At 70.2% G+C, this 23,631-nt stretch carries 24 protein-coding genes; 6 read left to right on the forward strand and 18 right to left on the reverse strand.

What is annotated here, in order from left to right; genetic code table 11:
• Positions 1-15: 15 nt before the first annotated feature.
• Positions 16-2,562, reverse strand: a complete 2,547-nt coding sequence (pheT, locus tag SPF06_RS07280; RefSeq protein WP_323278362.1) for a phenylalanine--tRNA ligase subunit beta — start codon at positions 2,560-2,562, stop codon at positions 16-18.
• Positions 2,563-2,566: 4 nt separating this feature from the next.
• Positions 2,567-3,628 carry a phenylalanine--tRNA ligase subunit alpha gene (pheS, locus tag SPF06_RS07285; protein ID WP_323278363.1) on the reverse strand — a complete coding sequence of 354 codons (1,062 nt, stop codon included), beginning with the start codon at positions 3,626-3,628 and terminating at the stop codon, positions 2,567-2,569.
• A gap of 196 nt (positions 3,629-3,824) precedes the next feature.
• Here pheS and SPF06_RS07290 point away from each other — a divergent pair, with 196 nt between their 5' ends.
• Together SPF06_RS07290 and SPF06_RS07295 are read left to right on the forward strand one after the other, a co-directional pair.
• Positions 3,825-4,484: an SIMPL domain-containing protein gene (locus SPF06_RS07290; protein ID WP_323278364.1), complete on the forward strand. Its 660-nt coding sequence runs from the start codon at positions 3,825-3,827 to the stop codon at positions 4,482-4,484.
• Between the two features lie 32 nt (positions 4,485-4,516).
• Positions 4,517-5,557, forward strand: a complete 1,041-nt coding sequence (locus SPF06_RS07295) for an Rv2578c family radical SAM protein (RefSeq protein WP_323278365.1) — start codon at positions 4,517-4,519, stop codon at positions 5,555-5,557.
• Here SPF06_RS07295 and SPF06_RS07300 read toward each other — a convergent pair.
• The gene (locus SPF06_RS07300; protein WP_323278366.1) at positions 5,554-6,012 is read right to left on the reverse strand and encodes a (deoxy)nucleoside triphosphate pyrophosphohydrolase; all 459 of its coding nucleotides are present in this window, start codon (positions 6,010-6,012) and stop codon (positions 5,554-5,556) included. The two genes, SPF06_RS07295 and SPF06_RS07300, sit on opposite strands and share 4 nt — an antisense overlap.
• Before the next feature lie 245 nt (positions 6,013-6,257).
• Here SPF06_RS07300 and SPF06_RS07305 point away from each other — a divergent pair, with 245 nt between their 5' ends.
• A complete protein-coding gene (locus SPF06_RS07305) occupies positions 6,258-7,400 on the forward strand; it encodes an MFS transporter (protein WP_323278546.1) in 1,143 nt (380 codons plus the stop codon).
• Between the two features lie 10 nt (positions 7,401-7,410).
• Here SPF06_RS07305 and SPF06_RS07310 read toward each other — a convergent pair whose 3' ends face one another.
• From SPF06_RS07310 to infC, 5 genes are all read right to left on the reverse strand, one after another.
• Positions 7,411-8,340: a cation diffusion facilitator family transporter gene (locus SPF06_RS07310; protein ID WP_323278367.1), complete on the reverse strand. Its 930-nt coding sequence runs from the start codon at positions 8,338-8,340 to the stop codon at positions 7,411-7,413.
• A gap of 9 nt (positions 8,341-8,349) precedes the next feature.
• The gene (locus tag SPF06_RS07315; RefSeq protein ID WP_323278547.1) at positions 8,350-9,228 is read right to left on the reverse strand and encodes a TrmH family RNA methyltransferase; all 879 of its coding nucleotides are present in this window, start codon (positions 9,226-9,228) and stop codon (positions 8,350-8,352) included.
• A 137-nt stretch (positions 9,229-9,365) separates the two neighbouring features.
• The gene (gene rplT / locus SPF06_RS07320; protein ID WP_323278368.1) at positions 9,366-9,752 is read right to left on the reverse strand and encodes a 50S ribosomal protein L20; all 387 of its coding nucleotides are present in this window, start codon (positions 9,750-9,752) and stop codon (positions 9,366-9,368) included.
• 39 nt (positions 9,753-9,791) lie between these two features.
• Complete coding sequence (gene rpmI, locus SPF06_RS07325; RefSeq protein ID WP_043127037.1) at positions 9,792-9,986, reverse strand: 50S ribosomal protein L35; 195 nt, start codon at positions 9,984-9,986, stop codon at positions 9,792-9,794.
• Between the two features lie 124 nt (positions 9,987-10,110).
• The gene (gene infC, locus SPF06_RS07330; RefSeq protein ID WP_323278369.1) at positions 10,111-11,202 is read right to left on the reverse strand and encodes a translation initiation factor IF-3; all 1,092 of its coding nucleotides are present in this window, start codon (positions 11,200-11,202) and stop codon (positions 10,111-10,113) included.
• Between the two features lie 320 nt (positions 11,203-11,522).
• Between infC and SPF06_RS07335 the strand changes: the two genes are divergently transcribed.
• The gene (locus SPF06_RS07335) at positions 11,523-11,906 is read left to right on the forward strand and encodes a DUF1844 domain-containing protein (protein WP_323278370.1); all 384 of its coding nucleotides are present in this window, start codon (positions 11,523-11,525) and stop codon (positions 11,904-11,906) included.
• Between the two features lie 10 nt (positions 11,907-11,916).
• Here the strand turns inward: SPF06_RS07335 and SPF06_RS07340 are convergent, their stop codons facing one another.
• The 8 genes from SPF06_RS07340 to SPF06_RS07375 form a co-directional block, all read right to left on the reverse strand.
• On the reverse strand, positions 11,917-13,242 hold the full coding sequence (locus SPF06_RS07340) for an MFS transporter (RefSeq protein ID WP_323278372.1): 1,326 nt from the start codon (positions 13,240-13,242) through the stop codon (positions 11,917-11,919).
• A 57-nt stretch (positions 13,243-13,299) separates the two neighbouring features.
• Positions 13,300-14,181, reverse strand: a complete 882-nt coding sequence (locus SPF06_RS07345) for an SseB family protein (RefSeq protein ID WP_323278373.1) — start codon at positions 14,179-14,181, stop codon at positions 13,300-13,302.
• A gap of 1 nt (position 14,182) precedes the next feature.
• A complete protein-coding gene (gene priA / locus SPF06_RS07350) occupies positions 14,183-14,926 on the reverse strand; it encodes a bifunctional 1-(5-phosphoribosyl)-5-((5-phosphoribosylamino)methylideneamino)imidazole-4-carboxamide isomerase/phosphoribosylanthranilate isomerase PriA (protein WP_323278374.1) in 744 nt (247 codons plus the stop codon).
• Between the two features lie 40 nt (positions 14,927-14,966).
• Positions 14,967-15,122: a hypothetical protein gene (locus tag SPF06_RS07355; protein ID WP_323278375.1), complete on the reverse strand. Its 156-nt coding sequence runs from the start codon at positions 15,120-15,122 to the stop codon at positions 14,967-14,969.
• The gene (gene hisH, locus SPF06_RS07360) at positions 15,123-15,848 is read right to left on the reverse strand and encodes an imidazole glycerol phosphate synthase subunit HisH (RefSeq protein ID WP_323278548.1); all 726 of its coding nucleotides are present in this window, start codon (positions 15,846-15,848) and stop codon (positions 15,123-15,125) included.
• A gap of 20 nt (positions 15,849-15,868) precedes the next feature.
• Complete coding sequence (hisB, locus tag SPF06_RS07365; protein WP_323278376.1) at positions 15,869-16,501, reverse strand: imidazoleglycerol-phosphate dehydratase HisB; 633 nt, start codon at positions 16,499-16,501, stop codon at positions 15,869-15,871.
• Between the two features lie 89 nt (positions 16,502-16,590).
• Positions 16,591-17,748 carry a histidinol-phosphate transaminase gene (locus tag SPF06_RS07370; RefSeq protein WP_323278377.1) on the reverse strand — a complete coding sequence of 386 codons (1,158 nt, stop codon included), beginning with the start codon at positions 17,746-17,748 and terminating at the stop codon, positions 16,591-16,593.
• Between the two features lie 38 nt (positions 17,749-17,786).
• Positions 17,787-18,206: a LysM peptidoglycan-binding domain-containing protein gene (locus tag SPF06_RS07375; RefSeq protein WP_323278378.1), complete on the reverse strand. Its 420-nt coding sequence runs from the start codon at positions 18,204-18,206 to the stop codon at positions 17,787-17,789.
• A 203-nt stretch (positions 18,207-18,409) separates the two neighbouring features.
• On the opposite strand from SPF06_RS07375, the gene lexA reads away from it, so the two are divergent.
• Positions 18,410-19,117, forward strand: coding sequence for a transcriptional repressor LexA (lexA, locus tag SPF06_RS07380; protein ID WP_323278379.1), 708 nt, complete (start codon positions 18,410-18,412; stop codon positions 19,115-19,117).
• On the opposite strand, the gene SPF06_RS07385 is transcribed toward lexA, so the two are convergent.
• Together SPF06_RS07385 and hflX are read right to left on the reverse strand one after the other, a co-directional pair.
• A complete protein-coding gene (locus SPF06_RS07385; protein WP_323278380.1) occupies positions 19,101-21,170 on the reverse strand; it encodes an ATP-dependent DNA helicase in 2,070 nt (689 codons plus the stop codon). The genes lexA and SPF06_RS07385 overlap by 17 nt on opposite strands.
• On the reverse strand, positions 21,163-22,803 hold the full coding sequence (gene hflX, locus SPF06_RS07390) for a GTPase HflX (RefSeq protein ID WP_323278381.1): 1,641 nt from the start codon (positions 22,801-22,803) through the stop codon (positions 21,163-21,165). Before hflX ends, SPF06_RS07385 begins: the two co-directional genes overlap by 8 nt.
• Before the next feature lie 211 nt (positions 22,804-23,014).
• Here hflX and SPF06_RS07395 point away from each other — a divergent pair, with 211 nt between their 5' ends.
• Positions 23,015-23,629 (forward strand): class I SAM-dependent methyltransferase, encoded by a 615-nt coding sequence (locus SPF06_RS07395; RefSeq protein ID WP_323278382.1) that lies wholly within the window; start codon positions 23,015-23,017, stop codon positions 23,627-23,629.
• Positions 23,630-23,631 lie beyond the last annotated feature (2 nt).

The following is a 23,631-nucleotide window of genomic DNA, read 5'->3' on the forward strand; positions in this document are numbered from 1 at the left end:
AGGTGATCACGCGCGTCAGCGCTGCACGGCCCCGAACCGCTCGGCAGCGAGGGCGACGGCCGCAGCGCGTGCCTCCGAGGCCTCATCCGAGGTGAGCGTCCGGTCCGCGGCGCGGAAGCGGAGGCCGAACGCGAGCGACTTCTTGCCCTCCTCGATGCCCTTGCCCACGTAGACGTCGAAGAGGTGGACCTCCTCGAGGAGCTCGCCCGCGCCTTCGCGCAAGGCCTCCTTGACGTCGTCCGCGGGGATCGCGGCGTCGACGATGAGTGCGACGTCCTGGGTCGCAACGGGGAACGTCGAGATGTGCTTCGCGACGATGACGTCGGGAGCCGCGTCGAAGAGCGCGTCCGCGTCGAGCTCGAGGGCGACGGAGCGGGCAGGCAGGTCGTGGGCGGCGAGGACCTTGGGGTGCAGTTCGCCCGCGTAGCCGACGACCTCCCCCGAGCGCAGCGAGATCTGCGCCGTGCGGCCCGGGTGGAAGGCCTGGTGCGAGCCCTGGGTGATGACGACGTCGACGCCGAGGACGTCGCCCGCGAGGCGCGCGACGTCGATCGCGTCAGCCCAGTCCCACGCGCGCGGCGTGTGCTGTGCCGCAGCGGGCGAGTCGTGCCCCGTCATGATCGCGCCGAGGTGGAGCGGCTGGCGCGGGAGGCCGGCGTCGAGCGCATCGAGGACGTCGTCGGAGGGAAGGGCCCCGAGCGGTGGGATCGACGGCGTGCCGAGCTCCCCATCCTCGGGCAGGAAGACGAGGCCCGCCTCGAAGAGCGCGAGGTCGCGGAAGCCACGCGAGTGGTTGCGCTTGGCGACGTCGATGAGGCCCGGAAGCACGGACGTGCGCAGCCAGCCGAACTCCTCGCTCAGCGGATTCGCGAGCTTGACCGCCGGACGCGGGGCGCCCGGCTCGGAGACGCCGAACGTCTCGTTCGCGGCCTTGCTCACGAACGGGTAGGCGAGCACCTCGGTGAGGCCCGCGTCCGCGAGCGCCTGCACAAGCCGCCGCCGCTGCTGCTGGGTGCGCGTGAACCCGCGGCCGGGGGGCGCGACGGGGAGGCGCGACGGGATCTTGTCGTAGCCGACGAGCCGCGCGATCTCCTCGGAGAGGTCTTCCTTCGTCTCGAGGTCGTTGCGCCAGCTCGGCGGCGTCACGACGAAGTCGGACCCGTTGCGCTCAACCTGGGCGCCGAGGTCGCCGAGCGTGCGCGCGACGAGTTCCTCGGAGAACTCCATGCCAATGCGCTCGGACGCGAAGGCCGGCGGAAGCACGATCGTGGCGGGCTGCGGCTCGGTTCCGACATCCGTCCCGGCCTCGTCGGCGACGCCGCCGCCGAGCTCGACGAGGAGGTCCACGACGCGCTGGGCCGCCTCGTCCGCGACCTCCCAGTCGACACCGCGCTCGAAGCGCTTGGACGCCTCGGACGGAAGCTTGTGGCGGCGGCGCGAGCGGCCGACCGTCACGGTGTCGAAGTGGGCGGCCTCGACGAGGACGTTGACGGTCGATGCGGAGCACTCGGTCGAGGCCCCGCCCATGACGCCCGCGATGCCGATCGGCCCCGACGCGTCGGCGATGAGGAGGTCCTCGGGGTCGAGCTCACGGATCTTGCCGTCGAGGGTCTCGATCTTCTCCCCGTCGGCCGCGCGGCGCACCGTGATGGGGCCCTCGAGCTTGTCGAGGTCGTAGCAGTGCGTGGGCTGGCCGAGCTCGAACATGACGTAGTTCGAGATGTCGACGGGAAGCGAGATCGAGCGGACGCCCGCGAGGCGGAGGCGCGAGACCATCCACTGCGGCGTGGGGCGCGTCGGATCGATGCCGCGCACCGTGCGGGCCACGAAGCGGTCGCAGCCCGGCACCCCGTAGACCGGCGCGCGGTCGTCGAGGACGACGTCGAAGCCTTCTTCGAGCTTTTCGGGCGCCTTGACCTGCGTGGCCGGGTCCTCGAATGCCGTGCCTGTGGCCTGGGCGTACTCGCGCGCGATGCCGCGGATCGAGAAGCAATAGCTGCGGTCCGGCGTGACGTTGACCTCGGCGGCCTCGTCGTTCAGCCCGAGGAGCTCGAGCGCGTCGGTGCCGATCTCGGGGTCGAGGCCCAGGCGCGAGAGCACGATGATGCCGTCGTGATCCTCGCCGATCCCGAGCTCGCGGGCCGAGGCGATCATGCCGGCCGAGACGTGGCCGTAGGTCTTCCGGGCCGCGATGTGGAAGTCTCCAGGGAGGGTCGCGCCCGGGAGCGTCACGACGACCTTGTCTCCCTCGACGAAGTTGTGCGCGCCGCACACAATGCCCTGCACGCCGGACGGGTCGATGCCCTTGCCCGCGAGCGTCTGCTCCTGGCCCTCGGGGACCACGCGGACCTGGCACCAGTTGATCGTCTTGCCGTTGGACTGCGGCTCCTTGACGAGGCTCAGCACCTGGCCGACGACGATCGGGCCCTTGATGCCGTCCGCGGGCCGGTGGACGGCCTCCTCTTCGAGCCCGACGGCGACGAGATCGGCCATGAGGTCCTCCGCGGTCGCGGTGGCCGGAAGCTGCGTGTATTCACGCAGCCACGAAAGGGGGATTCGCATGTGCCTAGATCTCCATCCCGAAGTGCTCGCTGAATCGGACGTCGCCTTCGATCATGTCCCGCATGTCCACGACGTCGTTGCGGAACATGAGGGTCCGCTCGATGCCCATGCCGAACGCGAAGCCCGAGTACTCCTCGGGGTCGATGCCCGCGGCGCGCAGCACGTTGGGGTTGACCATGCCGCAGCCGCCCCACTCGATCCAGCGGGGGCCGCCCTTCGCGCCGGGGTGCCAGATGTCGAGCTCGGCGCTCGGCTCGGTGAAAGGGAAGAAGTTGGGGCGGAGTCGGATCTGGGCGTCCTCCCCGAACATCTGCCGCGCGAAATGCTCGAGCGTCCCGCGCAGATCAGCCATGCTCAGCCCCTTGTCGATCGCGAGGCCCTCGAACTGGTGGAACACGGGCGTGTGCGTCGCGTCGAGCTCGTCGGTGCGGAACACCTTGCCCGGGCACAGCACGTAGATCGGCACCTCGCGCTCGAGCATCGAACGCACCTGGACGGGCGACGTGTGCGTGCGCATGAGCACGTGCCGCTCGATGGGCTCGATGAAGAACGTGTCCTGCATCTCGCGCGCGGGGTGGTCCGGCTTGAAGTTGAGCGCGTCGAAGTTGAACCACTCGGACTCGACCTCTGGCCCCTCGGCGATCTCCCAGCCCATGCCGACGAAGATCTCGCTCACGCGGTCCTGAAGCATCGAGAGCGGGTGCCGCGCGCCCGGTCGGCGACGGCGCGGCGCGGCGGTGACGTCGACCGTCTCCTCGGCGAGGACCCGCGCGTCGTTCTCCGCCTCGAGAACCTCGCTGCGCTCGGCGATGGCCTTGTTCACGCGCCCGCGCGCCGAGCCGACGATCTTCCCCGCAGCCGCCTTGGAGGCCTTGTCGAGCGAGCCGATGGCCCGGTTGGCGAGCGCGAGGGGCGACTTCTCCCCCGTGTGGGCGATGCGGACGGCCTTGAGCTCGTCCAGGGTGGACGCGCCCGAGATCTCCTCGAGGGCGCGGTCGACGGCGGCGGTGACGGCCGACTCGTCCAGGGGATCCGGGACGGCGACGCCGGGCAATGTATCAGTCATGGACCGTTCTTACGCATGCGGGTTGGTCAGCAGGAAGCCAGTCCCGGCGCATCGCCCGGCCCGGCTCCCCGCCCAGTCTATCGTTGCCCTCCGACCGCGATGGCCCGCCCGCCCTCGCGCTCGGATCATTCGCGCCTAGAGCTATCGGGCGGCTGGGGATACGGTGGCCACACCGCGGAGCGTCGAGGAGGCCACCATGGGGAAGATGCGCGATACCGTCACCACCGCCGGAACCGGGACGGCCCGGGCGGTCCCGGACGTCGCGGTCGTGCGATTGGGGGTCGAGGCGCGCGCACAAAGCCTGCCAGCGGCCTTCGAGGAGGCGTCGGCCGCGGCCCAGCGGACCGTCGACGCATCACTCAGCGCCGGGACCCCGCGATCGGATATCGCGTCGGGCGGCCTGTGGGTGCGCAGCGAGACGGTCTGGCGGGAAGGCGCGGGGCAGAAGATCATCGGCTACGCCGCTGGGGCTGCGCTGACGGTGACCTCGCGCGACCTCGCACGGACGCCCGAGCTGCTCGGCGCCGTCGTGCGCGCCGCCGGCGACGCACTGCGGGTCAACGGGCTCACGCTCGAGGTGAGCGATCCCTCGTCAGCCCGGGCGGCCGCGCAGGAAGCAGCGTTCGACGACGCGCGGGCGGCGGCCGCGCGCCTGGCCGCCCGGGCGGGGCGCACCCTTGGCGACGTCATCTCGATCAGCGCCGGCGGGCCGCCGGCGCCCGGTGGGCCGATTCCCCTCGCACGCGCCGCGCTGGCGAGCAGCGTCGAGCCGATGCCGGTCGAAGCCGGGGAGGCCGAGGTGAGTGCGAGCGTCACCGTGACGTGGCGGCTCTTGCCCGGCCCCGGGAGTGCTTGACATCGAATCGAACATGTATTCGAATAGTGCGCATGCGATGGAACACGCAGACGGCCCGGGCCGAGGCAGCTGAGAGCGGTACGGACAGTGCCCCGCTCATCCCGCTCGCGGGGCTCCTGCGCGCCGTCCGGACGCCGGAGTTCCACGGCATCACGTTCCACGAGGTCGCCGCGAAATCGGCGCTCAACAAGGTGCCGCCGGCGTCCTCCATGCCGTTCCGGTGGACGGTCAATCCCTACCGCGGGTGCAGTCACGCGTGCGTCTACTGCTTCGCGAGGGGCACGCACCAGTACCTGGACCTCGACTCGGGCCTTGACTTCGACCGGCAGCTGGTGGTCAAGGTCAACGTGGTCGAGGTCCTGCGGGGGGAGCTCGCGCGGCCGTCGTGGTCGCGCGAGCACGTCGCCCTCGGCACCAACACGGATCCCTATCAGCGGGCGGAGGGCCGCTATGCGCTCATGCCCGGCATCATCGGGGCCCTCGCCGACTCGGGGACGCCCTTCTCGATCCTCACGAAGGGCACGCTCCTCGCGCGCGACCTGCCGCTCCTCAAAGCCGCGGCCGCCCAGGTCCCCGTCGGCACGGCGATCTCCCTTGCGGTCCTCGATCCATCGCTGCAGTCTGTGCTCGAGCCGGGGACTCCCTCGCCGTCCGCGCGCCTCGCGCTCATCCGCAAGCTGCGCGACGCGGGGCTGCCGTGCGGCGTCATGGCCATGCCGATCCTCCCCTGGCTCACGGACGGCGAGGAGCACCTCGACGCGCTCTTCGGCGCCCTCGCCGCGGCCGGGGCCAGCGACGTGACGGCGGGGGCCCTCCATCTGAGGCCCGGGACGAAGGAATGGTTCATGCAGTGGCTCGCGCGCGAGCATCCCCAGCTCGTCGGCCGGTACCGGAGGCTCTACGGCCAGGGCTCCTACGCGCCCAAGGACTACCGCGCGTGGCTCGGCCGGCGGGTTGCCCACGCGAAGGCGCGGCATGGCTTCGGCGGTCCGGACACGGTGGGCCACCGCATGCTGGACGCCGCGCCCCGCCGCACTGCGAAGAGACCGGCGGCCCAGGACGCACTGTTCTAGGCGCGGCGCACGAGCCGCTCGGCCTCAACCCGGACCGCCTCGACGATCGGGTAGTCGGCGGGGATCCAGGGAAGGCCCGTGAGCCGGTCTTCGGCGTCTCGGGCGAGGGGGATCCAGCGGAGCTCGTCGTGGTCTTCGAGCGCGCTGGGCGATCCCTCGGTGATCTCGGCGAACCACACCCTCATGGCGGCCTTCGCACTGAGGGGCCAGCCGCCACGGGCCGGCGCGCAGATCTCGGGACCGAGCCGGACTCCGACCCCCAGCTCCTCGCGGAGCTCGCGGAGAAGCGCAGCCTCGTGGCCCTCGCCCGGCTCGACCTTTCCGCCAGGGAACTCCCACATCCCCGCAAACTGTGGCGGCGCAGTACGGCGCGCGGCGAGGAGCCTCGTGGGCCGCGCAAGCGAATCGACGATCGCTCCTCCCGCCACCTGGACGATCGTCTCGGTACCTTCCACGCCCACAGTCTAGGTCGGCGGAATGAGCCCACAGCGAATAGAGTTGAAGGATCCGAGGGCCGATGCTGCCCCTCCGCGGCGCGGCCGCCCGCCGCGTCCTCTCGAACGACAGCACCGACTTCCAAGGGACCACCATGACGACGCCCCCTGCCCAGAGCGCCCCGAGCGCGCCCTCGGCTCACGCGCCCGCCCAACCAGGCCGGACCCGCCGCGCCCCGCTCGCGCCGAAGCCGCTCTTCTGGGCCATGCTGTCCCTCGCGATCGGCGGGTTCGGCATCGGCACGGTCGAGTTCTCCACGATGGGTCTGCTCAAGGAGATCGAACGCGGCCTCGCCCTCTCCACGCCGCAGGCGGGACAGCTCATCTCGGCCTACGCCCTCGGCGTCGTCGTCGGCGCGCCCATCCTCGCGGCGATCGGCGCGCGGCTCCCCCGCAAGTGGCTCGTCATGGCGCTCGCGGCGTTCATCGCGCTTGCCAACTTCTCCTCGGTTTTCGCGGGCGACTTCGGATCGATGATGATCTCGCGCTTCGCCGCGGGCCTCCCGCACGGGGCGTACTTCGGTGCTGCCGCCGTCCTCGCGGGAACCCTCGTGGCCCCGACGAAACGCGGGTGGGCCATCGCGACCGTCATGTCTGGCCTCACGATCGCGAACGTGCTCGGCGTGCCGTTCGCCACGTGGCTCGGCCAGGCGTTCGGCTGGCGGCTCCTCTTCGTCGTCACAGCCCTCATCGGGCTCACCGCCGTCGCGATGATCTGGCGCTTCGTGCCGTTCGAGCCCGCCCACCCGGAAGCGAGCATGCGGCGCGAGCTCGGCGCGCTCACGCGCGTGCAGATGTGGCTCGCGCTGCTCATCGGCGTCGTCGGATTCGGCGGCTTCTTCGCGACCTACACGTACATTGCCCACACCATGACGAGCGTGAGCGGGCTCCCCGAGAACCTCATGCCGCTCGTCGTCGCGCTCTACGGATTGGGCATGGTGGCGGGCAACGTCATCGGCGGGCGGATGGCGGACCGATCGGTCATGGGCACGATCTACCGGGGCCTCGCGCTCGTGGCGATCGTCATGGTCCTGTACGGCCTTGCCGCGCAGTGGTGGCCGACGGCACTGCTCATGGTGTTCGTCGTCGGCGGCTCGGGATCCACGATCGTCCCCGCCCTCCAGACCCGGCTGCTCGATTCGGCCCCGAAGGCGCCGACGCTCGCCTCGTCGCTCAACCACTCCGCGCTCAACGTCGCCAACGCGCTGGGCGCGTTCGTCGGCGGTCTCGTCATCGGTTGGGGCTGGGGTTTCACGGCTCCGGCCTACGTGGGGGCGGGCCTCGCCGTCCTCGGCCTCGGAATCGCCGCCCTGAGCGGTTGGCTCGAGCGGCGCAGGCCGCTCGCCTGACGAACGCCTCCTACTCCGCTTCCGCCAGCGCGCCGCGCGGGATGTCCGGCTCGAGGTAGATGACCCGCGCGGCCGGGACGGAGCCGCGGACGCGCGCCTCGGCGTCGTCGATCGCCCGGGCGATCTGCTCGCCGCTCGCACCTCGCTCGACGCTGAATTTCGCGGCGACGAGCAGCTCGTCGGGCCCCAGATGCATCGTACGGAGGTGGATGACGCGCGTGCCGTCGTCCTCGAGGGCGGCCGTGATCTTCGCAATGTCCGCGTCGCTCGCGGGCTCCCCGAGGAGCAGCGAACTCGTCTCGAGCGCGAGGACGGTCGCGATCGCGACGAGCAGGATGCCGATGAGCGCCGTGCCGATCGCGTCCCAGACGCCGTTGCCGGTCACGAGGGTGAGCGAGACGCCGAAGAGCGCGCACACGAGGCCGATGAGCGCACCGAAGTCTTCGAGCAGCACAACAGGCAACTCGGGCTGCTTCGCATTGCGGATGAACGACACCCAGCTCTGGCCGCCGCGCAGCGGACGGGCCTCGCGCAAGGCGGTGCGGAACGAGAGGCCCTCGGCGACGATCGAGCCGGCGAGGATCACGAGCGGGACCCACCACCACGGGCCCTCGATGCCGTGCGGATTCTGGAGCTTCTCCCACGCCTCGAACAGCGCGAAGAGGCCACCCACGCTGAACAGCACGATCGAGACGATGAACGCGTAGATGTACCGTTCGCGGCCGTAGCCGAATGGATGCTCGGGGCTTGCCCCGCGCGCCGCTCGGCGCCCTCCGATAAGGAGGAGAATCTGGTTGCCTGAGTCGGCCACCGAGTGGATGGCCTCGGCGAGCATCGACGACGACGCCGTAAGCGCGAACGCGACGAACTTCATCGCGGCGATGGACAGATTCGCGGCGAGCGCCGCGACAACAGCTTTGGTACCCCCAGAGGCCGACATGCCTCGAATCTACCCGCTCCGCCTCTGCGACCGCGCGCTCGCATACAGGCACACCGTGGCCGCCGTGCCCACGTTGAGACTCTCCGCCTCGCCGTACACGGGAACGGCCACGCGGGCGTCCGCAAGGGCGAGTTCGTCGTCGGAGAGGCCCTGCGCCTCGTTGCCGAAGAGCCACGCCGTGGGCCCCTCGAGCGCGGGCCCCGGGGAGGCGGACGACGGCGCGCCATCCTGAGCCATTCCGAGCTGAGTCGCTCCCAGGCGCCGGGCCGCACTCTCGTCCTGGAGGGTGTCGAGGTCCACGGTCCCGTAGCCGTCCGCCGCGAGGATACCAAGCCCCGCGGCGCGAGCCTCGCGTGCCAGCTCATCGACATCCGCGCCGACGACGACGGGAACGTGGAAGATCGAGCCGGCCGTGCTCCGCACGGCCTTGGGATTGTAGATGTCCACGCTCCCGTCGGTCAGGACTACGGCGTCGGCGCCGGCCGCGTCCGCCGCGCGCAGGATCGTTCCGGCGTTGCCCGGGTCCTGGACCCGGCACAGAACGGCAAGGAGCCTCGGAGACCGCGCGAGCACGTCGCCAAGCGGAGTGTCGAGCTGGCGGCACACAGCCAGGATGCCCTGCGGATTGACGGTGTCCGCCATCGCGGCGAGCACATCGTCGTTCGCGAGCCGGAGGGCGCCTGTCGCGCGGGCGAGCGAGCCGAGCTCGGGGTACCTCTCGAGGCACGCCTCGCTCGCGTACACCTCGGCGACGACGCGCGGACCGAGCTTGAGTGCTTCGCGCACCGCCTGTGGGCCCTCGGCGAGGAACAGTCCGCGCCTGGCCCGCGCGGATCGCTGGGCGAGCTTGGCGACGTCGCGCACGCGGTCCGCCCGCGGATTGGCCATGGGCTCGGCCGAGTAGTCGGCTCGGTGTGGGGAAGTCACTGACCTACTCTAGCCGCCGCGGAAAACCAGAATGCCCGCACCGATCAAAGCGGTGCGGGCATTCCGGAATGCCTATGGGCAGTACAGCTTCGCGAAGCCTACTTCGCGGCCGCCGGAGCGTTGACGTCCGACGGGAGGGCCTTCTTGGCGACCTCGACGAGCGCCGAGAACGCGGCGGCGTCCGAGACGGCGAGCTCGGCGAGCATGCGGCGGTCAACCTCGACCTCGGCGGCCTTGAGGCCCTGGATGAGGCGGTTGTACGTCAGGCCGTTCGCGCGGGCGGCAGCGTTGATGCGCTGGATCCAGAGACGGCGGAAGTCGCCCTTGCGCTTGTGGCGGTCCTGGTAGCTGTAGACGAACGAGTGGAGCAGCTGCTCCTTCGCCTTGCGGTAGAGACGCGAGCGCTGGCCCCGGTAGCCGGACGCGCGGTCAAGGACGGTGCGGCGCTTCTTGTGGGCGTTGACCGCCCGCTTCACACGTGCCATGTGTGTACTCCTTCAAAAAATCCTGACTGGGGAACTGACTCAGATGCCGAGCATCCGCTTGATGACCTTGGCGTCGCCGCCGGACACGATCTTGTCCGCGTGAAGGCGGCGCGTCAGCGTGGTCGGCTTGTGCTCAAGGTAGTGGCGGCGGTTGGCCTGCTGGCGCTTGAGCTTGCCCGAGCCAGTCAGCTTGAAGCGCTTCTTGGCGCCACTGTGGGTCTTCATCTTCGGCATGGGAACCGATCTCCTTCGCTTCCCGCGGCACAAGGCCGCGGCTTCTCTGGCGGCCCGCTCTCGCGGGCCGACTGGTGGTACCGACGGCCGCCCGGACCTCATCGGTCAGAGCGGCCCCGGTGGGCTAGCTGCCCCGGCGGCCCGAGGGCCGAGGGGCGGATGGCTTGGGCGCCGAAGGCCGCGGGGCACCCGGCTTCGGGGCCTGCGGGCGCGGCGCCGACGGCTTCGGCGCGGCGGGCTTGGCCGCCTCGCCTGGCTTGGGGGCCTGCGGACGGGGCGCGGGCCTCGGCGCAACCGGCTCCGCGGGCTGCGCGGAGGCCTGCTCAGGAGCAACCTGCTCCGCAGCGGGCTCGTCGGCGGCCGGCTCTTCGGCCGGCTCCTCAGCAGCCTCGGGTTCCGGCTCGGGCGCCTCTTCAGCCTCATCGGCCTCATCCAGCACCTCGTCGGCCAGCACGTCGTCAGCCTGCACGTCGTCAACCAGAACGTCGTCAATCAGAACGTCGTCAGCCAGCACGTCGTCAAGCTCGACGGCCTCTTCGGCCTGAGCCGCAGCCTGACGCAGCGCCTCCGGGAGCGCGTCGCCGAGCGACTGGGTCATCGGAGCCTTGTCCGCCGTGACACTCGCGGACTTCGCGGCCTCGGCCTTCGCCTTGTCCGCCGCGCGCTGTGCGGCGCGGCGCGCTTCGGCCTTGGCCTCCGCCTTGTTCTTGAGCGGGCCGATCACCATGACCATGTTGCGGCCGTCGATGCGCGGCGCGGACTCGACCGCTCCGACCTCGGCGACGTCGTCCGCGAAGCGCTGGAGCAGGCGGATGCCCATCTCCGGGCGCTGCTGCTCGCGGCCGCGGAACTGGATCATGGCCTTGACCTTGTCCCCCGCTCCGAGGAAGCGGAGCGCGTGGCCCTTCTTCGTCTCGTAGTCGTGGGTATCGATCTTGAGGCGGAACCGGATCTCCTTGAGAACCGTGTTCGTCTGGTTCTTGCGCGCCTCGCGGGCCTTGACCGCGGCCTCGTACTTGTACTTGCCGAAGTCCATCAGCTTGCACACCGGCGGCTTGGCCTGGGGTGCTACTTCAACGAGATCGAGATCTGCCTCCGCGGCAAGACGCAGCGCATCCTCGATGCGCACGATGCCGACCTGCTCGCCTGCAGGCCCAACGAGGCGCACCTCGGGAACGCGGATTCGCTCATTGATGCGTGGATCGCTAATGTTCAAGCTCCTCAAGTAGTCAAGGACTGGCCCGGCAACGAGGAAGGCCCCCGATTGCCGGCGCAATCGGAGGCCTCAGAAGGTGCGCGCCGGTGTGGCGCGGTGCCCAGCCACGGTGGATTCCGTGGCGAGCCAACCTGAGTACCCGGCAGCAATGCGATCATGCGGAACGAGTCCGTTGCGATCCTGCACGCCGACGCGGGTGGGAGAAAACTCCGCTTGCAAACTGTCAATCAAGTATACAGGCTCCCATACCCGAGGCTGACCACCCCGGGTGGGCACACTGAAATAACGACATCCAGTCGGTCTGTGCCAAGCTTATCAGCATGACCTCGACTGATCAGGCCTCTGCCCCGCACACTCCGAACGACCAGGCCGACGTGAGCGGCCAGGTGCGCGACATCGCCGAAGTGCCGGCCGTCGAGGTGATCACGACGACGGCGGTTCACCTCATGAGCGCGGCCGCGGTCAAGGTGGGGCTCGCCGAGGGGCCCGAGGGCGAGGCCCTCAAAGACCTCGATGAGGCGCGCAAGCTCATCACGGCCCTCGCAGGGCTCGTGACGGCTGCCGCCCCCGAGATCGGCTCGCAGCACGCGGCTCCCCTCCGGGATGGCCTTCGGTCCCTCCAGCTCGCCTTCCGCGAGTCGTCGCTCATTCAGGACGAGCCCGGCAAGGGCCCAGGCGAGAAGTACACCGGCCCAGTCAACTGAGAGAGGCGCGTCAACTGAGCGAGGCGCGGCGCCGCCGTCGAACGCTTTGCGCGACGAGGCCCGCGACGCACAGCAGGACGCCGAGCGCACCGATCCCCACGAAGCCTGCCCACGGCCCCGCTGCGTCGATCATGAGGCCCGTGAACGGCGAACCCAGCGCCGTGCCGGCGGTGAGCGCCGAGCCGTACCAGCCCATCGCCTCGCCGCGCTTGCCCTCGTCGACGAGCGCCGCGATGGCCTCCGACGCCGCGGACAGCGTGGGCGCGCAGAGGAGGCCGGCGGGGATCGAGAGCAGGCTAAGGCTCCAGACGTCACTCGCGAAGCCCATCGGGATCGTGAGCGCGGCCATGGCGAGGAGCAGCAGGAGGGGCTGAACCCGCTGGGTCATCGCGCCGTACACGAGCCCGCCCACAAGCGACGCGAGGCACCACGCGAGGAAGACGATGCCGAGCTCCTCCCCCTCCCCATGCCCGCGCAGCACCGCGACGATGCCCACGTCCGTGCCCGAGAGGACAATGCCCGAGCCTGCCGCCACGACGAGGACGACGACGACCGAGACCGTGAGCCAGCCGAACCCACGGCGCAGGCCGCCGGGCGCCCGGCTGAGGAGACGCCGCAGCCCGGACGCCCCGTCCGCCTGGCCCGCCGCGACCTCGGCAGGCGCCGCGCTCTCGGCCGATTCGAGGCACGACGCGACGTCGTCGTTCGCGCCCGCACCGGCTATCCCTTCGGGGGCGAGTGCACCCCCGGCCTGGTCAGAACGCGTGGGCGGGTTGAACCAGACGAGGGCGAGGCCCGCGAGGGCAGCGGAGACGCCGACGCCTGTGACCCCGATGACGGTGGAGAGCTGGACGGCGACGAGAGCGGCGAGCGCCGGGCCGACCATGAACGTGACCTCGGTGCAGATCGAGTCGAGCGCGAACGCCGTCCTCCGTTCCGCGGGCGTTGTCATGGCACCGAGCGACTGCCGGACGACCGAGAAGATCGGGAGCGAGAAAACGCCGCCCACGAGCGCCGCCGCGAGAAGGCCGGGATAACCCAAATGCGGCGCGACCGACCACACGACCGCTTCGGCGATGATCGATGGGATGAGCGCGACCCGGAGACCTGCCGTGTCGACGCGCCGACCACGCCACGGCGCCCCGACAGCGATCCCGATCGTGAGGAGCGCTGCGACGGTACCCGCGGCGCCATAGCCGAGGCCGAGCGTCTGCACCACGTGGAGTGTGAGCATGACGCCCGCGGCCGAATGGGGAAGCCGCGCAACCATCGCAACCAGGAGCAGATTCCGCACCGGGCGGCGCCGCCACAGCTGCCTGTACAGGCCGAAGTCCATTCATACCCCCTTGAGGTCCCGCCGCCAGCCATACCCCCAGCCGGTGGGCGAGGAGGGTCAGGTTCCGGCGGCGCGGAGGGAGATCTCGATCGAGTCCACGGCCTCCGCGAAGCGTTCGCTGGCGGCGAGCCGGCCGTTCAGCTCTGCCACGATGTCACGCACGGCGTCGGCAGGCAAACCGTGCTCGAGCTCGAGCACGATCCGCAGTTCGGGCCCGTGCCCTCCGCCGGTCAGGATGCGGCCCAACCGATCCCGGGTTGCAACGCCCCTGCCCGGTTCGAGGCGGGCCGCGCGCGCGGCGTCGAGGCCTTCAAGCGCTTCCGCGACGACGTCGACAAGCGATTCGTCGCGGTACGACGGCGTCCACGGCTTCTGCTGCGCGAGCGCCCAAACGGCGGGGCGCCGCAGGACGAAGGTCACGTCGGCGCCCGGATCGACGACGACGAGCTCGGCACCCTCGGAAACTGCCGAGAGCGCGGCACGCGGCGTAGCGACGGCGACAGGGCGGGCCGCAGCATGCCACGCCTCGAGCCGCTCGACCGAGGTGAAGACCGGAAGCGCCTTGCGTCCATCCGGGGCGCTCAAGGTCACGAGCGCCATGTCCGCCTCTTTGTCCTCCTCGAACCCGTGCTCGCCGAGTGCGCCCTCCGCGAGGGAGGCGACCACGGGCACGAACACGCGTGCGGTCGCAAGCGCCGCAACCACGGCTTCCTCGGAACCGGCCGCCGCGCGCTCCCGCGGCCCGCCCGAGGCGAGCGCCGCGAGGGCCGCCTCGACGCCCGGGTCGGCGGCGCCGTCATCCGCGTCGAACTGGTGCAGGGGGTTTCCCTCGCCCGCGAGGTCGCGCCCGGCCCACGGCCGCCCGGCCGAGTCGCTCGGCTCGCCCGCACGGGCCAGCGCCGCGGCGATATGGCCAGGCAGGTGGCGGGGCGCGCCCATGTCAGCGGCGTCCGGCGACGTCGAGCGCCTCGGGAAGCGTGAACTTGCCCGCGTAGAGCGCCTTGCCGACGATCGCGCCCTCGACGCCGAGCGGCACGAGCTCACGCAGCACCCGGAGGTCATCGAGGCTCGAGATGCCGCCCGAGGCGACGACGGGCTTGGCGGTTCGCTCGCACATCTGCTTGAGAAGTTCGACGTTCGGGCCGCGCAGCGTGCCGTCCTTCGTGACGTCCGTGACGACATAGCGGGCGCAGCCTGCGTCCTCGAGGCGCGCGAGGACCTCCCACAGGTCGCCGCCTTCCTTCGTCCAGCCGCGCGCGGCCAAGGTCGTGCCGCGCACGTCGAGGCCGACGGCGATCTGGTCGCCGTAGCGCGCGATCGCGCGCGCGGTCCATTCGGGATCCTCGAGCGCGGCTGTGCCGAGGTTGACGCGCGCCGCGCCAAGCCCGAGAGCCGCCTCGAGCGATGCGTCATCGCGAATGCCGCCCGAGAGCTCTACCTTGACGGTGAGCTGGCGCACGACGTCGGCGAGCAGCTCGCGATTGCTGCCGCGCCCGAACGCCGCGTCGAGATCCACGAGATGCACCCACTCGGCTCCCGCGTCCTGCCATGCGAGCGCGGCCTCGAGCGGCGCACCATAGCTCGTCTCGCTCCCGGCCTCGCCCTGGACGAGGCGGACGGCCTGGCCGTCGGCAACGTCGACGGCGGGCAGCAGCTCGAGGATGGGCTCCCCAACGGTTGTCATGGAACTCCTTATGGCAGTCGTGTCAGTGGAAAGGCGAGGGTCAGGCCGAGAACGTGAACAGGTAGGCCGCGACGAGCGCGGCGGCCGCGAGGACGCCGAACGAGATCCAGGTCCAGTTCGGAAGCCCCTGCTTGCGGAACGAGACGACGCCGCCCGCGAGCAGGCCGGCGAGGCCGAAGAGGAGTACCGACCACATTCAGCTGGACTTGTCGATCGATGCGGCTTTCGGCTTGAGGGACGCCACCCAGTTCTTGAGCAGCCGGGCGCCGGCATCTCCCGACTTCTCCGGGTGGAACTGCGTCGCGCACAGCGGACCGTTCTCGACCGCCGCGATGAACGGCGCGCCGTGCTCGGACCACGTGACGAGAGGTGCCGTCATGCGGGGCTGGCTCACGTCGAACTCCCACGTCTGCACGCCGTACGAGTGGACGAAGTAGAACCGCTCGTCTTCGACGCCCGCGAACAGCTTCGAGCCCTCCGCGGCCTTGACGGTATTCCAGCCCATGTGCGGCACGACCGGAGCCGGCAGAAGCTCGACCGTCCCGGGCCATTCGCCGAGGCCCTCGCTCTCGACCCCGTGCTCGACGCCGCGCTCGAACATCACCTGGAGCCCCACGCAGATCGCGAGCACGGGCCTGCCCCCGGCCACCCGCCGCCCGATGATCCGGAGGCCGTCGACGGCCTTGAGCTCATCCATGACCGTCGCGAATGCGCCGACGCCGGGCACGACGAGACCGTCCGCGTTGAGGGCGTCCTCGGGCTTCGCGCTGAGCGTCACGGCAGCGCCTGCCCGCTCGAGTGCCCGAACGGCGGAGCGCACGTTGCCGGACCCGTAGTCGAGGACGACGACGGTGGGCCGGCCCGCTGGATCGGCGCCAGGACCGCCGAGGTTGCGTGCGTCGACCGCGACGCCATCGCGCAGTTCAGGCGTCCCCGCCTCGCTCACAGGGCACCCTTCGTCGAGGGGATCGCGTCGCCGATGCGCGGGTCCGGCTCGACGGCTGCCCGCAGCGCACGGGCGAACGCCTTGAACTGCGCCTCGACAATGTGGTGCGGATCGCGCCCGGCGAGAACCGTCATGTGGAGGCAGATCCCCGCGTGCAGGGTGATCGCCTCGAAGACATGCCGCGTCAGGGAGCCCGTGAAGTGGCCGCCGATGAGGTGGTACTCCTGCCCGGCGGGCTCGCCCGAGTGGACGAGGTAGGGGCGGCCGGAGACGTCCACCACGGCGTTCGCGAGCGCTTCGTCGAGCGGGATCGTGGCCTCGCCGAAGCGGCGGATGCCCGCCTTCGTGCCGAGAGCCTGCTTGAGCACCTCGCCGAACGTGATCGCGATGTCCTCGACAGTGTGGTGCACATCGATGTGCGTATCCCCCGTGGCCTTCACCGTGACGTCGATGAGCGAGTGCTTTGCGAGCGCCGTGAGCATGTGGTCGTAGAACGGCACGCTGCTCGAGATGTCGGACCGGCCCGTGCCGTCGAGATTGATCTCGACGACCACCGAGGACTCGGAGGTCGTGCGCTCCATCCGCGCCGTGCGCGAGAGGCGCTGCGCGGTCTGCAGCTCGATGCTCATGGATATATGCCCTTCATTCGAGGCGATCGCTGGGGATGAACCCATTCTAGGTCGGCGTTCTCGGGGTCGGAGTTCGCGGTGGCCGCTGCCTAGGACTCGACGGCGAGAAGCTCCTCGAGCCGCGTGAGGAACGCGCTCGTCTCGAGTTCGGTGCCCGCCGTGACGCGGAGGCTTCCCGGAATCCCGACGTCCCGCACGAGGATCCCGGCGTCGAGGAGTCCGCGCCAGATGCGCCGGGGGTCGCGGAGGCCAGTGAAGAACACGAAGTTCGAATCCGAGGCGGCGGGCTTGAGGCCCAGCCGCGAGAGCTCCTTGACGATCCTGTCCCGCTGGTGCTTGATCTCCTCAACCTCGGACATGAGCGACGCACGGTGCCGAAGCGCGGCGAGCGCCGTGGCCTGCGTCACGGCGGAAAGGTGATAAGGAAGGCGCACGAGGCGCAGCGCGTCGATGACTTCAGGCGCTGCCGCAAGATATCCAAGGCGGGCGCCAGCCAGGGCGAAGGCCTTGCTCATCGTGCGCGTCACGACAAGGCGCGGGCGGCCCGGAAGCAGTGTCAGAGCGCTCTCCGTGCCGAGCTGGGCGAATTCCGCGTACGCCTCGTCGACGATCACGATCGCCTGGCTCGCCTCTCCCGCCTCATAGACGGCGTCGACAACGTCGAGGCCGAGCGCGGTGCCGGTCGGATTGTTCGGGGAGCAGAGGAAGACGAGGTTGGGGGCAAGCTCGCGCACCTGGCGGGCAGCAGACTCGGCATCGAGCGCGTAGTCATCTGCTCGCATGCCCTTGAGATAGGCGGTTCCAGTTCCCGCGGCGAGGAGCGGATACATCGAGTACGTGGGGGGGAATCCGAGGGCGCTGCGGCCCGGTCCGCCGAACGCCTGGAGGAGCTGCTGGAGTACCTCGTTGGAACCGTTGGCGGCCCACAGCTGCTCCGCCGACAGCCCGTGCCCCAGATACTCGGCGAGCGCCTCGCGCAGTTCGGTGAATTCGCGGTCCGGGTAGCGGTTGAGCCCCGCAACGGCCTCGCGCACCGCTTCAGCGATCGCGTCCTGGACGTCCGCCGGAACCCCATACGTGTTCTCGTTGACGTTGAGCATGATCGGCACGTCGAGCTGCGGGGCTCCGTAAGGGTGCTGTCCGCGCAGATCATCACGGAGGGGAAGTCGCGCGAGGCGTTCCTCCGGGGTGAGAACCTCCGGCCGTGCGAGGCCGGACGCTGGTTGCTGGACAGTCTGCTCGTTCACCGGTCCAGCCTACGCCCGCGGCGAGCAGCACCCTGAATTCATGACTTGGGAACCATGAGCTGCTGGCCCGGCTGCACGCGCGTCGAATCGAGCCCATTGAGGTCGACAATCTCGCTGATGACCACGCGGGGATCCCGATCCGGAGCATATTGCGATGCGACGGACCAGAGGGACTGCCCCTGCTGCACGGTCACCTGCACGGCATCGAGATGCGCCGGCGCAGCATCCCCCGCACGCGCCGGGGACCAGAGTGCCGCGAGGCCCACCAGAAGGAACACCGAGGCGATGAACACCGGCATGGCGATAAGCACGAACCGGCCCCGCCGTGTGAGGCGCAGCCTCGGAGGCGCGGACATCCGCGGAGCAGGCTCCTCAAACGCGCCTGCCCGTTCCCCGAGCAGGGCGTCGAGCAGGCTCACGGACTCTCCTCCGAGCGGTGTTGCGAATGCGTGTGCCACGGTTCTTCCTCCTGAGCAATTCGTTCGAATGTGTCTTCGAATCACCTAGGGACCTTTTTAGCACCTCTCGACGAATCGTGTCCAGACGCGATAGAACACATGTTTGAAAGGAGCCGCTTCGTCCCCTACGGTGGGATCAGGATGCTGAAGGGGTCCGACAAAATAAGCGGGCCGCACACGCAGGCATAGAGAAGGAGCACGGCATGGCAGGAGCGACTCGCGCGGCCAAGGGGCTGACGGTGCGCCAGCGGAAGATCCTCGAGACCATCCAGCGCTCCGTCCAGACGAAGGGCTATCCGCCGTCGATGCGCGAGATCGGCGACACGGTGGGGCTCGCAAGCCTTTCGAGCGTGACGCACCAGCTCGCGCAGCTCGAGAAGCTCGGCTACCTCCGGCGCGACCCCAAGCGTCCGCGGGCCATGGAGGTCCTCATGCCGCTGAGCCTCGACGAGGGTCCGCTCACCATCGAGACGGAGCAGAGCTCCCCCGTGCTCGGCGTCGGCGGCATCAGCGTCGATGAGATGGCGAGCGCGGCAGACACGGCGATGGTGCCGCTCGTGGGGCGCATCGCGGCGGGCGGTCCCATCCTTGCCGACCAAGTCGTCGAGGATGTCATGCCCCTCCCTCGGCAGCTCGTGGGCTATGGCGAGCTCTTCATGCTCAAGGTCAAGGGCGATTCGATGATCGACGCCGCGATCTGCGACGGCGACTGGGTCGTCGTGAGGCGCCAGAACAACGCCGAGAACGGGGACATCGTCGCGGCGCTCCTCGACGACGAGGCGACAGTCAAGACGTTCAGGCAGCGCGACGGCCACACGTGGCTCCTGCCGCAGAACACGCGCTACGAGCCGATCCTCGGCGACCACGCGACCATCATGGGCCGCGTGGTCTCCGTCATGCGCTCGGTTTAGGCTCGGGCCCCGCCGCGGCCAGCCGCTCGAGCGCCTGGAGGATGACGCCCCGATCGGTGGTCCCCCACAGCGGCGGAAGCGCCGAACGCAGGAAGGCGCCGTAGCGTTCGGTCGCGAGGCGTGAGTCCAGCACGGCGACGACGCCGCGATCCTGGGTCGAGCGGATGAGGCGACCGGCCCCCTGAGCCAGCCGCACCGCAGCGTGGGACGCCGAGACGCTCATGAAGCCATTGCCGCCCGCCTGCGCGACGGCTCGAGAACGGGCCGTCATCATGGGGTCGTCCGGCCGCGGGAACGGGATGCGGTCGATCACGACGAGCCTGCATGAATGCCCGGGAACGTCGACGCCTTGCCAGAGGGACATCGTGCCGAAGAGGCACGTATCCGGCTCGTCGGCAAACTGACGCACGAGGGCGCTCATCGAGGACTCGCCCTGGCACAGGATCTCGAGATCGAGCCTCGAGCGAAGCTCGTCGGCAGCTTCTTCTGCCGCGCGCCGCGACGAGAAGAGGCACAGCGCGCCGCCTGACGACGCCCGGATGAGGGCCTCGAGCTCGTCGATCGCCTCGCGCGCGAGGCCCCGGCCGGGCTTCGGGAGATGCCTCGCGACGTAGAGCATGCCCTGTTTGGGGTAGTCGAACGGCGACCCGACGTCGACCCCCGTCCAGCTCGGCGCGCCGTTCCCGAGCAGCCCCAGGCCGCCGGCCACGGGCTCGAAGGCTGCGCCGATCGCGAGCGTCGCGGAGGTGAGGACCACCGTGTGGTCGGCGAAGAGGCCGTCCCGGAGCTTGCCGCCGACGTTGAGCGGCGCGACGCTCAACGTCGCGGGCGCGTCGTCGGCCGGTGCCGAGTAGCCCGTCGAGGGATCGAAAGTCGCCGTGCGCGAGACCCACACCACCTCGCCGTTCGACTCGGCATCAAGCAGGCGTTCGCTGCATTCGAGGATCGCGAGGAGACGGGACCGTGCGACCTGCCGCCCGCCGTCGGCCGCGCCTTGGCCATCGCCCGCCTTGGCGTCGGAAAGCGCGGCGCGGCACGCGTCTCGGAGGAGCCCGATGCCCTGCGCAAGCTCCTCGGTGAGCCCCCGGCCGAGGAGCCCCGTAGGCACCGCCGAGAGCGCGAGTTCAAGCTGAGCGGCCGCCGACTGGAGCGCCTCGACCGAGATCCCGCAGTTCCGGCGCGCACTCGCCGCGCCAGCAGTGACCATCGAAACGGAGAGCTGGGCACTCACCGCCCCGGTCACGCGGTCCTGAAGCTCGTGCGCCTCGTCGACCACGACGACGTCGTACTCCGGGAGCACGCTGAGCCCCTCGAACGCGTTGATTGCGAGCATCGCGTGATTCGTCACCACGATGTCCGCCTCGGCGCCGCGCTGTCGTGCGAGTTCGCTGAAGCACTCGGCCGCGAGCGGGCACTTCTGGGCGCCGAGGCATTCGAGCGCGGTGACGGACACCTGCCGCCACGCGCGGTCCGACACCCCGGGCACAAGGTCGTCGCGATCGCCGGTCTCCGTCTCCTCGGCCCACTCGCGGAGGCGCTTGACCTCGCGGCCGAGCTGGGTCGCGGGCCCCGAACCGCCGGGCGTGGCGGCCAAGTGGGCGACGGCGGTGTCCTCCCCGAGCGCGAAGAGCGCCCCGTCGGAACCGTCTTCGCTCGGGAAGCCGCCCGAGAGCTTGTGCTTGCACAGATAGTTCGAGCGGCCCTTGACGAGGGCGACGTCGACCGGGTGATCCAGTTCGGGTGCGACCGCATCGAGCAGCCGGGGGAGGTCGCGGCCCACGATCTGGGCTTGGAGCGCGAGCGTCGCGGTGGCGACAACGGCCGGGCGGCCGCTCTCCTGGGCATGCGCGATGAGCGGGACGAGATACGCGAGGGACTTGCCCGTCCCCGTTCCTGCCTGCACGAGGAGGTGGGTGCCCTCCTCGATAGCACGGGCCACCTGGCGCGTCATCTCGTGCTGGCCCTCGCGCTGCTGCCCGCCCATCGCGGCCACCGCAACGTCGAGGAGCCTGACTGCGGCCTCCTCGGCATCCTCGCTCACTGCGTCACCCATCGACCGCGAACGGCTCCAGTTCCGCAACGAACTCGTCGCGCACGACGACGTGGGCCAGCGTCCCCTCCGCCGTGTGCTCGAGCGATCGGATTTCCGAGCTGCTCTCGTGCAGTCGGCTCAGGAGGTCGCCCCGGCTGTACGGGATGAGGAGCGTGAGCGCGACGTGCGGCCTCGGGATCGATTTGCTGATCAGCTCCCGGAGGGCGTCGATTCCGAGGCCCGTGCGGGCCGAGACGACGACGTGCCGCGGTTCGCGCTGCCGCAGCCGTTCGAGGACGAACGGATCGGCCGAGTCCGCCTTGTTGAGCACGATGATCTCGGGGATCTTCCGCGCGTCGACCTCGGCGAGCACCTCGCGCACGGCCGCGATCTGCCCCTCCGGATCCGGATGCGACGCGTCGACGACGTGCAGCACGAGGTCCGAGTCGGCAACCTCCTCGAGCGTCGAGCGGAAGGCCTCGACAAGCTGGGTAGGGAGCGAGCGGACGAAGCCCACCGTGTCCGCAAGCGTGTACGGGAGCCCGTCCGGCGTCTCCGCGCGCCGCACGGTGGGATCGAGGGTCGCGAAGAGCGCGTTCTGGACCAGCACGCCAGCGTCCGTGAGGCGGTTGAGCAGCGAGGACTTCCCGGCGTTCGTGTAGCCCGTGATCGCGACCGAGGGCACCTCGTTGCGCCGGCGGTTGGCCCGTTTCGTCTCGCGCGCCGGCTTCATCCCGGCGATCTCGCGGCGCAGCTTGGCCATCCGCGTGCGGATGCGCCGCCGGTCGAGTTCGATCTTCGTCTCACCGGGACCGCGAGAACCGATGCCGCCGCCCGCCGCACCCACGCGGCCACCGGCCTGTCGGGACATCGACTCGCCCCAGCCGCGCAGGCGCGGGAGCAGATACTCGAGCTGCGCGAGCTCGACCTGGGCCTTGCCCTCTCGGCTCTTCGCATGCTGGGCGAAGATGTCGAGGATGAGCGCCGTGCGGTCGATGACCTTGACCTTGACGATGTCCTCAAGCCCACGCCGCTGGGACGGCGAGAGCTCCGAGTCCACGATCACGGTGTCGGCCCCCGTGGCATAGACGATGTCCTTGAGCTCCTGGGCCTTGCCCGAGCCGAGGAACGTCCCCGCATCCGGCTTGAGGCGGCGCTGGACGACGCCGTCGAGCACTTCCGAGCCCGCCGTCTCCGCGAGCGCCGCGAGCTCGTGCAGGGAATTCTCGGCGTCCTCGAGCGTCCCCTCGCTCCACAGCCCGGCCAGGACGACGCGCTCAAGCCGGAGCTGCCGGTACTCGACCTCGGTGACGTCCTCGAGTTCGGTCGAGAGGCCGCCGACGCGGCGCAGCGCCCGCCGTTCCTCGAGGTCGCGCTGTTCGCCGTCGAACTCGCTGTGCTCTTCGGCGAGCTCAGAAATCGCCAGCGCCTTGCCGCTCGCAACATTGCTGCGGCCGCCGGACTGGGCTGCTTCGCCGTCGTCGGATGCCCGGGTTCCCGCAGCGTTCGCGCCCTTCGCCGCGGCAGCCTCTTCTTTCGCAAGGATCCGGTCGATGACGGCCTGGATGTCCTGGGCGCTGAGATCCTGGGCGCTCGGCTGGCTGCTCCCGGACTCATTGGTCCTGGGCTCGTTGGTCCTGGGCTGGTTGGTCATGTTCTCCTTCGTGCGAGCTGCATCTCCAGAATAGTTCTCAGGGGTGACAGAAGAGAGGTCACGCACATAGCCTCCAAAGCGGATGACTTCCTGCTGATGCCTGCCGGACGGTGCACGATGACTGTGCTCGATAGCGTGGGTCGACGGCGGGCGCGGCCAAAGGTTGATTCGGCTCTACTTGAACAGGCGCATGGATCTATCCTACTTGACGATGGAATCCGCTCATTACTTCAACGCACAGCCAGGCGTGCCGGACGTGCGCAAGCCTCTCACCGTGATCCTCGAGGGCGCCGAGCGCAGCCTCGAAACCTCTGGCGGCATCTTCAGCCCGGACGGCGTGGACAAAGGCACCGCGGTGCTGCTCGCCGAAGTCCCCGATCCGGCGCCGGACGGCGATCTCCTCGACATCGGCTGCGGCTGGGGGCCGATCGCTCTCACGATGGCGCTCCGCTCCCCCGGCGCGACCGTGCACGCGATCGACGTCAACGAGCGCAGCCTCTCGCTCACAGCGGCGAACGCTCGCCGTCTCGGGCTAGCGAACGTCACCGCCTCGCAACCGGACGATGTCCCCGCAGAGGTGCGCTTCGCGACGATCTGGTCCAACCCGCCGATCCGCATCGGCAAGCAGGCCCTCCACGAGCTCCTCCTCCGCTGGCTGCCGCGGCTTCACGTGGGCGGCGATGCCTGGCTCGTCGTGCAGAAGAATCTCGGTGCGGACTCGCTCGTACGCTGGCTCGCCAACGAACTGGGCGAGAGCTTTGACGTCTCGCGCGATGCGACGTCCAAGGGCTTCCGCATCCTGCGCGTGACGCGTCGCGCGGACTGACG

It is taken from the genome of Sinomonas terricola, from assembly GCF_034931225.1.
In the GTDB taxonomy this organism is placed as follows: domain Bacteria; phylum Actinomycetota; class Actinomycetes; order Actinomycetales; family Micrococcaceae; genus Sinomonas; species Sinomonas terricola.

What these genes read in the sequence shown, in the direction of transcription:
- pheT (WP_323278362.1), bottom strand. Translation starts at nt 2,562, where the DNA reads ATGCGAATCCCCCTTTCGTGGCTGCGTGAATACACGCAGCTTCCGGCC.
- pheS (WP_323278363.1), bottom strand. Translation starts at nt 3,628, where the DNA reads ATGACTGATACATTGCCCGGCGTCGCCGTCCCGGATCCCCTGGACGAG.
- SPF06_RS07290 (WP_323278364.1), top strand. Translation starts at nt 3,825, where the DNA reads ATGGGGAAGATGCGCGATACCGTCACCACCGCCGGAACCGGGACGGCC.
- SPF06_RS07295 (WP_323278365.1), top strand. Translation starts at nt 4,517, where the DNA reads ATGCGATGGAACACGCAGACGGCCCGGGCCGAGGCAGCTGAGAGCGGT.
- SPF06_RS07305 (WP_323278546.1), top strand. Translation starts at nt 6,258, where the DNA reads ATGCTGTCCCTCGCGATCGGCGGGTTCGGCATCGGCACGGTCGAGTTC.
- SPF06_RS07310 (WP_323278367.1), bottom strand. Translation starts at nt 8,340, where the DNA reads ATGTCGGCCTCTGGGGGTACCAAAGCTGTTGTCGCGGCGCTCGCCGCG.
- SPF06_RS07315 (WP_323278547.1), bottom strand. Translation starts at nt 9,228, where the DNA reads ATGGCCAATCCGCGGGCGGACCGCGTGCGCGACGTCGCCAAGCTCGCC.
- rplT (WP_323278368.1), bottom strand. Translation starts at nt 9,752, where the DNA reads ATGGCACGTGTGAAGCGGGCGGTCAACGCCCACAAGAAGCGCCGCACC.
- rpmI (WP_043127037.1), bottom strand. Translation starts at nt 9,986, where the DNA reads ATGCCGAAGATGAAGACCCACAGTGGCGCCAAGAAGCGCTTCAAGCTG.
- SPF06_RS07335 (WP_323278370.1), top strand. Translation starts at nt 11,523, where the DNA reads ATGACCTCGACTGATCAGGCCTCTGCCCCGCACACTCCGAACGACCAG.
- SPF06_RS07340 (WP_323278372.1), bottom strand. Translation starts at nt 13,242, where the DNA reads ATGGACTTCGGCCTGTACAGGCAGCTGTGGCGGCGCCGCCCGGTGCGG.
- SPF06_RS07345 (WP_323278373.1), bottom strand. Translation starts at nt 14,181, where the DNA reads ATGGGCGCGCCCCGCCACCTGCCTGGCCATATCGCCGCGGCGCTGGCC.
- priA (WP_323278374.1), bottom strand. Translation starts at nt 14,926, where the DNA reads ATGACAACCGTTGGGGAGCCCATCCTCGAGCTGCTGCCCGCCGTCGAC.
- SPF06_RS07355 (WP_323278375.1), bottom strand. Translation starts at nt 15,122, where the DNA reads ATGTGGTCGGTACTCCTCTTCGGCCTCGCCGGCCTGCTCGCGGGCGGC.
- hisB (WP_323278376.1), bottom strand. Translation starts at nt 16,501, where the DNA reads ATGAGCATCGAGCTGCAGACCGCGCAGCGCCTCTCGCGCACGGCGCGG.
- lexA (WP_323278379.1), top strand. Translation starts at nt 18,410, where the DNA reads ATGGCAGGAGCGACTCGCGCGGCCAAGGGGCTGACGGTGCGCCAGCGG.
- SPF06_RS07385 (WP_323278380.1), bottom strand. Translation starts at nt 21,170, where the DNA reads ATGGGTGACGCAGTGAGCGAGGATGCCGAGGAGGCCGCAGTCAGGCTC.
- hflX (WP_323278381.1), bottom strand. Translation starts at nt 22,803, where the DNA reads ATGACCAACCAGCCCAGGACCAACGAGCCCAGGACCAATGAGTCCGGG.
- SPF06_RS07395 (WP_323278382.1), top strand. Translation starts at nt 23,015, where the DNA reads ATGGAATCCGCTCATTACTTCAACGCACAGCCAGGCGTGCCGGACGTG.